The 6089-nt window shown below is 67.5% G+C and carries 4 protein-coding genes; 2 read left to right on the top strand and 2 right to left on the bottom strand.

What is annotated here, in order from left to right; all coding sequences use genetic code 11:
- Window positions 1-31 precede the first annotated feature (31 nt).
- A complete protein-coding gene (locus VW23_RS18975; protein WP_069911113.1) occupies window positions 32-1402 on the bottom strand; it encodes an FAD-binding oxidoreductase in 1371 nt (456 codons plus the stop codon).
- Window positions 1403-1713: 311 nt separating this feature from the next.
- Here VW23_RS18975 and VW23_RS18980 point away from each other — a divergent pair, with 311 nt between their 5' ends.
- Window positions 1714-3003 carry an adenylosuccinate synthase gene (locus tag VW23_RS18980; protein ID WP_069911114.1) on the top strand — a complete coding sequence of 430 codons (1290 nt, stop codon included), beginning with the start codon at window positions 1714-1716 and terminating at the stop codon, window positions 3001-3003.
- Between the two features lie 49 nt (window positions 3004-3052).
- Window positions 3053-5215, top strand: coding sequence for a hypothetical protein (locus tag VW23_RS18985; protein WP_141728394.1), 2163 nt, complete (start codon window positions 3053-3055; stop codon window positions 5213-5215).
- A 242-nt stretch (window positions 5216-5457) separates the two neighbouring features.
- Here the strand turns inward: VW23_RS18985 and VW23_RS29685 are convergent, their stop codons facing one another.
- Entirely contained in the window at window positions 5458-5994 is a 537-nt protein-coding gene (locus VW23_RS29685; protein WP_069911116.1) for a sugar O-acetyltransferase, read from the bottom strand.
- Window positions 5995-6089: the final 95 nt, after the last annotated feature.

The raw sequence follows: 6089 nt of genomic DNA on the forward strand, positions 1-6089 counted from the left end.
GGGGAGGATCAAGGAGAGGGCGGTGCGTGCTTCACGCCGGCGGGATGTTCTGGTTGAGCCGGAACAGGTTCTCCGGATCGTAGGCGCGCTTCACCTGTCTGAGCCGGTCCCACGTATCGCCGGGATAGGCGGCGCGGACGCGGGCCGGGCCCTCGTCGGCGACGAAGTTGACGTAGACGCCATCATCGCCCTGGTTCAACGCCTTGGCGAAATCGGCCGCCCAGGCCTCCTTCTTCGGCTTGTCGGCTTCGCCATCGTAGAACGCCGCCACGTTGATCATGATCGGGCTCTTGCGGTGGGCGTAAGCGGTGGCTGAGGGGGCAACGCGGCCGAGCGCGCCGCCGAGCACCCGGATCTGGCAGACCCTGAGGCTTGCGTCGGATTCCTCGAGGTAGCCGAGAATCGTCTCGGCCTCCGGGGTGCCGATGCGGTCGACCAGGAGGTTCAGCGCCGCCGCCGTCGGGTGATAGTCCGGATCCTCGGGCGGATACATGCTGGCATAGGGGCCGGGCTTGACGAAATCGGCGAGCGGGGTGCCGAGCGCCCGGAATGGCGCCAGCGCCTTTTCGGCGGCGTCCGGCTCTCCGGCGAAGGCCAGCATGGCGAGGATCACCATCTTGCCGTGCTGCTCGGCCGGCAGGAACGGCATCGGCGGCGCCGGCATGATGTTGGCGATGCCCGAGAGTTCCTCGGGCGCTGCCTTGGCGGCGGCGACGAAGCCGGCAATGGTCTTGGCCGTCGCCGGCAGCACCAGCATGCCGCCGGTAAAGGCGGGGAGCGGGTGGAGCTGGAACTTCAGCCGGGTGACGACACCGAAATTGCCGCCGCCACCGCGCAGCGCCCAGAACAGTTCGGGGTGATTGGCGGCGTCGGCCAGCAATTGCTGGCCATCGGCAGTGACCAGTTCGACCGCCAGCAGCGAGTCGATGGAGAGCCCGTGCTTCCTCGCCAGGTAGCCGACGCCACCGCCGAGCGTGATGCCGCTGATCCCGACGGTACCGGCATCGCCGAAGCCGACGATCAGCTGGTGCGGGGCGAGGGCTTCGGTCAGCTCCATGGCGGTGACGCCGGCGCCGACCCAGACCGTTCGATTGGCGGCGTCGATATCGATTTCGTCGAGGTCGCGGACGTCGATGACGAGGCCGCCCTCGGTGGTCGAGTGGCCGGCGCCGCTATGACCGCCACTGCGGATGGCGAGTTCGAGCTGGTTGTCGCGGGCATAGGCAATGGCCGTCGCGATATCGGCGGCATTGGCGACGCGGATGATGCTGGCGGGCCGCCGGTCGGGGCCGCCATACATCACGGTGCGGAGCTTGTCGTAGTCGGAATCAGTTGCTGTGATCACCCGGCCGGCAGAGCCGGCGGGCAGGCGGAAGGCGTTCGCGGCAGTCGAGAGGGGCATAACCTTGTCCTCAGGTTCTCGGGTTGGCGCGCTGGGTTGCGGTAACATGGGTGTGACTATCCGTGATTGCTAGAGCCGAAGACGGCGTTTGTTGCAGCGCATCCCGATCTGTTTCCCCCGGGTCTGTCCGGGGGTGCGACGCGACGGGATTTGTCATCCGAGAAGGACTGCTCTAAAGGACATCCGCAACTACCTCGGACTTCCCTTAGGGAAGCCGCGCGGGTCAGCTTGCAGCGAAAACGAAACTGATCTTTGCGGTCCGCCGGCAGGACGCCCGGCCGGGCTGCCGCTTCCTGAGGGACAATAAGCGCATGGCAAACGTGATCGTCGTCGGCAGCCAATGGGGTGACGAGGGCAAGGGCAAAATCGTCGACTGGCTGTCGGAGCGCGCCGATGTGGTGGTGCGCTACCAGGGCGGTCACAATGCCGGTCATACGCTGGTCATCGACGGCACCAGCTACAAGCTGGCGCTGCTGCCCTCGGGCGTGGTGCGCGGCAAGCTGAGCGTCATCGGCAATGGCGTGGTGGTCGATCCGCATCACTTCGTCGCGGAAGTCGAAAAGATCGGCGCGCAGGGCATCGACGTCACGCCCGAAGTGTTGAAGATCGCCGATAATGCGCCGCTGATCCTCAGCCTCCATCGTGAGCTCGACGCGGTGCGCGAGAGCGGCAATTCCGGTCTGAAGATCGGCACCACCCGCCGCGGCATCGGTCCGGCTTACGAAGACAAGGTCGGCCGGCGCGCCATCCGGGTCTGCGACCTCAGCGAGCCCGAGACGCTGATGCCCAAGATCGAGCGGTTGCTGGCGCATCACAATGCGCTGCGCCGCGGCATGGGCATGGCAGAGCTCTCGGCTCAGTCGCTCTACGACGAGCTGATGGAAGTGGCCGGCAAGATCCTGCCCTATGTCGACCAGGTCTGGCGGCTGCTCGACGAGAAGCGGCGCGCCGGGGCGCGCATCCTGTTCGAAGGCGCACAGGGGGCGCTGCTGGATAACGACCACGGCACCTATCCGTTCGTCACCTCGTCGAACACTGTGGCGGGCCAGGCCGCGGCTGGTTCGGGCCTCGGGCCGACGGCGATCGGCTATGTGCTGGGGATCACCAAGGCCTACACCACGCGCGTCGGCGAGGGGCCGTTCCCGTGCGAACTCGATGACGAGATCGGCCGGCACCTCTCCACCGTGGGCCGCGAAGTGGGTGTCAACACCGGCCGGCCGCGCCGCTGCGGCTGGTTCGATGCGGTGCTGGTGCGCCAGACGGTGAGAACTTCGGGGATAAACGGCATTGCGCTGACGAAACTGGATGTTCTTGACGGCCTCAAAGAGCTCAAAGTGTGCGTGGGCTACGAGCTCAATGGTCAAAAAATTGACTACTTGCCTGCCTCAATGGGAGCACAAGCTGCTGTTAAGCCGATTTACGAGACCCTCGAGGGGTGGTCGGAGACAACGGCAGGGGCGAGAAGCTGGTCTGAACTCCCGGCCCAGGCGGTGAAGTACGTCAGATACATCGAGGAGCTGATCGGGGCGCCGGTCGCCATGCTCTCCACCAGCCCGGAAAGGCTGGACACCATACTGGTTCAGGACCCGTTCCAAGATTGAGTTTTTTTCGGTAGAACTGGCCCCCTAAAATACGGATGTCGCTTAGCCAATGGCGGACTACAAAGAGCTGTTACGTAGGGCGGTAGAAGCTCTGCCGGAGAATAACGGCGCCGCGCGACGCGCGGTCTACGAGAAAGCGCGCGCCGCGCTGGTTGGGCAGTTGCGCGCCATCAATCCGCCGCTGGCGGCCCGCGACATCACCGCACACCGCCTGCAGCTCGAGGATTGCATCCGCCAGGTCGAGCAGGAAGCCAGCGAAGCCGTGATCGCCGGGCTCGGTTCGGGCAAGGAAGACAATCCGCCGCCGCCGCCGGTTTACTTCGAGGCTCCCGCCAAGAAAGCGCCGGCCGCCGTCGCCAAGCCGGTGGCCAAACCCGTGCCGCAGAACGGCAAGGAGCCGCCGCGCCCGCTGCCGCCGGGCGGTTCGATCGAAGAGATCATCGCTGCCGCCAATGCCGAGCAGACCGAGGGATCGGACCGGTCGCGCTCGATCGTCCGCCCGGACGCCAAGCCGATGGGCAAGCCGGTGCCCAAGCTCGTGCCCTCGACGCAGCGCCAGCAGCCGCAGCTGGCGGCGCCGGTGCCATCCGACGAAGATGAGGACGACGGCGAGGAGCTGCAGCAGCGCTCGTCGCCGGTCCGCTCGCCGATTCCGGCCAGGTCGCCGACCGGCCGCTCGCCGCTGCCCTCGATCGTGGCGCGTGCCGAAGCCGCCAAGAGCCGCACCGGCAACGCCGCGTTCGGCGCGCCGATTGGTGGCGCCGCGCGTGGCCCGGTGCTGGAGCCGCGCCGCGAGTTGCCGGCGCCCCGACTCGAGCCCGCCGGTCGCAACGGCCAGGCCGCGGCCCGCCAGATGTCCGAGCCGGTGGCCCTGTTCAACGATCCGCCGATCGCGGCCGCCATGTCGGCAGTGCGCGAGGTCGAGGTAGAAGCCCCGCCCGCCGATCCGCAGGGTGCGATCGATCGCGCCATCGCGACGCTCGACCGGGAAGCCCGAGGTGACAGCGAGTTCGAAGAGCCAGTCATCAATGGTGGCTACAGCGCCTTCGACGACGACGAGGCTGACGAGCCGCCCACCCGGCAGAACGGCTTTGCGCCGTCGATCCTGAAGGCCGATGCGCGCCCGCAGCGCGAAGGCAAGGCGGCCAAGGCCAGCGGATTTGCCCGCGACGCCCGCGAGCCGCGCGGCAAGAAGCAGCAGCGCGATACCGAGCCGAATTTCCCGCGCGCCCGGGCCGAGGACGAACGTCGCGGCCTTGGTGCCGTCACCATCTTCCTGATCGTCTTTGCGGTGCTGCTGATCGGCGCCGGCGGCGCCGGGTTCTGGGCCTGGCGTGAAGGCTTCATCGACCTCGACCAGATGTTCGGGCGCGGCGCCCCGACGACGCAGCAGGCGGCGATCACCTCGCCGACACCGACCGAAACCACCACCGATACCCCGGCTACCGGCCCGGGCAACACGGCGACGCCCGCCGAGAACGATACCCCGACCGCCGAACTGGGCGCGACCGAAGATCGCCTCGGCACCGAGTCGGCCCCGGCTGCCGAGACCCCGGCCCTCAGCCGCCTGGTTCCTGCCGCCCCGGAAGAACGCCTCGGCACCGACCAGCAGACGGCGGCAACCGCTGCGACGCAGGCAGCTGCTTCGGTCGATCCGGCCAGTCTCGCCGGCAGCCAGTCGCTGCTGCTCGAAGCGTCCGACAGCGGCACCACTGGCGCCGTGCCGTTCTCGGGCACGGTCGAGTGGAGCAAGGGGACCGACGAGATGGGCCTGCCGACGCTGATCGGCAAGGCGAACATCCCGGCTCGCAACCTCGCGGTCGACGTGCTGATCCGCAAGAACTCCGACGCGAGTCTGCCGGCCAGCCACCTGATGGAAGTCAACTTCCGGGTCACCGACAGCTTCATCGGCGGCTCGATCGCGGGCCTCCCCGGTGTGCTGCTGAAGAACGAAGAACTGGTACAGGGGACGCCCTTGGTCGGCGCCTCGGCCCGGGTCGTCGGCAACTCGTTCCTGTTCGCGCTCAGCGCCTCGCCGGCCGATATCACCGCCAACAGCAGCCTGTTGATCTCACGCAAGTGGATGGACCTGGCGCTGATCTACGCCACCGGCAAGCGGGCGATCATCACGCTCGAAAAGGACGCCGCAGCCGAGACGATGTTCACCGAAGTGGTGGGCGAGTGGACGAAGTCGGTCGCTGCCGCGAACTGATCGGCTGAGAGATAATCATCGAGACGCCCGGACCTTGTCCGGGCGTTTTTGCTTTTCGCTGGTCGAAACTTGAGCTGGCGCGCTTGGCGCCCCTCACCCCGACCCTCTCCCCAGAGGGGCGAGGGGGCGTTGTGGCACTGCCGGTGCAGAGTGCGTCCCCTCGCCCCTCTGGGGAGAGGGCGGCGGAGAGGCCGAAGGCCTCACCGCGGGGTGAGGGGCGCCAAGCGCGCCGGCCGAGCCGGCTACAGCCGCTTCAACACTCGCGCCGGAACGCCCGCCGCAATAGTGTTGGCCGGCACATCCCGGCTCACCACCGCTCCAGCCGCGATCACCGCGTTGTCGCCGACGTTCACTCCCGGCAGGATCGTCGCCGCGGCGCCGATCCAGACATTGCTGCCGATGGTGATGGGCTTTTTGACGATGCCGTTGCGGCGCTGCAGCGGATCGGTCGGGTGGCCGGCGGAAACGAGGTTCACCTTCGGCCCGATCATCACGTCGTCGCCGATGCTGATGCCGCCCAGGTCCATGAAGTGACAGCCCTGGTTGATGAAGACGTTGTTGCCGACGGTGATGTTGAGGCCGCAATCGGTGGAGAAGGGCGGGATGATCATGAAGCGCTCGCCCACCGGCTTGCCGATCAGCTCGCTGAAGGCGGTGTTGAGCCCCGCAAGGTCATCAAAGCCGATCTCGCTCAGCCGGGCGCTCAGCCGCACGGCGCGTTTGAGGTTCTCGAACATCTGCCGCCCCTCGGACGAGCGGGCGGGGTTGGCTTCGGACATGACGGGGCATCCGGGAGAATCGGGCGGTTAGTGTAGCGCGCATACCGCGCAGGCTGGACAGCGACTCGCTGCTACCACCGGCGCAACCTGACCCC

Source organism: Devosia insulae DS-56 (genome assembly GCF_000970465.2).
GTDB lineage: Bacteria > Pseudomonadota > Alphaproteobacteria > Rhizobiales > Devosiaceae > Devosia_A > Devosia_A insulae.